We start from the raw sequence: 1,935 nt of genomic DNA, 5'->3' as shown, positions 1-1,935 counted from the left end.
TTAGAAATGTTGTAAGCTGACGATCCTTTGGCACACTTTCGGAGAAAAATCCAACCCTTTTCTTTCACCCGCAGAAGCCAAAAAGAGGACAGAAGACAGAAATGGCTCCTGGTGTTTGTATAACCCTTTTTATGTTAAGTGACGGAACACAGAACAAGAGGGTAGTAGAAGTTTTGGGAAAGTTCTTGAGATAGTACAAGGACGTGAGACTTTACTCATTGCGTTCTCAAATAGGGGATATTCTTTGACTATTAGGCTTTTTAACCTGTCTCTTAGAAGAGACTTATGGCAATAGCAACCAATTAACCTGACCCTGTGTCATAGCATTAATAAAGAATCTGTCCACCCTGAACGAACAATTATGAAAGCTATCGTTTACTTCCCCATCTTGTTTTTCACACTTTTGCTACTTGCGTGCTCTTCGGATTCTATTGAAAAGTCGCCTGACGCAGGTATAACGTTGAAGTTTGGGCAACAGCAGTCAATCAGCTATTTAGGGCAAAACTATGACTTGCTGGTCTATGATGTGAATTCGGTTTTTTCAGAAGGGACTTATACAGAGGATAAAACAGGGAGTTTGTACACGATGTACGATATTGGATTAATTATTAATCAGGATTCGGTTACTATTAAAGCATTTACTTCTGTTTCTCAAAATGGCAAGAGAAGCTTGTTAAGTTTCGAAACCCTATCCCAGTATCCTGCTTCACATAATTATGTTAAAAGTATAGGTTCTTTACAGATTGCAGTCTCAGACGTATATCAAGAGCCTGAAAAAGACTTAGTGAACAATGAAAATTATAAAGTGAATTTGCTATTTAGATAGTTTTGAATTTCACTAAAGCTCCCTTTCCTGCGACTTGTGCCGGCGGCCGCCAGATGCCCCAAAACCCGCCTAAAAGTGGCTTAAATAGCCGTCTCACCAATCAATGTATCGCTTTCAGGCGAGATTGAGTTTGTAAAACACCCAATTTAAACTCTGCTAGGTTAATTTTCGCCAGATGCTACTTTGCCTATACGTACCCAGACGGCGTTGCAGTATTTGGTCCTGTCTTGAATTTCTTTGCCTTTTAGTTGCCATTCGTAAAGTAGCTTATTTGCTCGCTCTATACCGATCGCTTTTGCATACCTTATGATATTTGAATCAGTCACCTGCCATGTGCGTAGCCGTAGAAGCACGCTTTTGTGCTCGTCAGAGAACTCAAACCATTCTGTGGGTATATTCTTAGGCTTAGCCTTTTTAAGGCGAAATTCGAGCGCAATTACGGGCTTTCGGCCGCGACCATGTGCATACATGTCGAAAACCGGTTCGTAGGTAAATGCTAAATCGGTGCTTTCAAGCTCATGCAAAGGTTCAGTAAGTGTGTATTTAAGTAGATCCTTGCTTAGGGGATACTTTTTCTCACAATCCATTAGCTGCCGAAACTCATCAATGCTCACCCACCAGATCCCAGTATCCTTGAAGGCAGAAAGTAGTTCAAACACCCGAAGGCTGTACCAGCTACTAAAATGCATGTAATGTTTGATTTCATAGATGCTATAATGGGCCAACTCAATAAAATATGGCTTTAATAAAGGGTTTAGAACAATTGATATGGTGCCGTCTTTGTAAGCACAATTGACATCGGAGGTGTTAAGTAAATGCCTAAAAGCAAAATATTTTGTTGAAATATCTTCAATTAGCCATTTCAAGTCCGTCAGTTCATCAAAGGCCTTTTTGACCTTGGCGTGGAAATCTGAATCCGTTGTGGGGACTACGTCAGAAATGTGCATTTGATAATAAGGTCTCAACTCGCTATCATCTTCTTTAATCATGGCTAATACATTCGCCATAATGCGTTTAGCATACACAGACACCTTCCTTTGTCGGGCAAAAGTGACGTTCCAGTGTTGCTTAGCATATTTTTTGACCTCCTTCTCATCAAAAATAAGTGG

Annotated in this window: 2 protein-coding genes; one reads left to right on the top strand and one right to left on the bottom strand. The window is 40.3% G+C overall.

Annotation, left to right across the window (positions count from 1 at the left end; all coding sequences use genetic code 11):
- Positions 1 to 361 precede the first annotated feature (361 nt).
- Complete coding sequence (locus B5X68_RS28505; protein WP_082218169.1) at positions 362 to 826, top strand: hypothetical protein; 465 nt, start codon at positions 362 to 364, stop codon at positions 824 to 826.
- Between the two features lie 161 nt (positions 827 to 987).
- On the opposite strand, the gene B5X68_RS28500 is transcribed toward B5X68_RS28505, so the two are convergent.
- The coding region (locus B5X68_RS28500; RefSeq protein ID WP_141110455.1) for a replication initiation protein at positions 988 to 1,935 on the bottom strand (948 nt) is incomplete at its 5' end.

Source organism: Dyadobacter psychrophilus, assembly GCF_900167945.1.
Taxonomy (GTDB): Bacteria; Bacteroidota; Bacteroidia; order Cytophagales; family Spirosomataceae; genus Dyadobacter; species Dyadobacter psychrophilus.
This window is presented reverse-complemented; position numbering and strand designations above follow the sequence as displayed.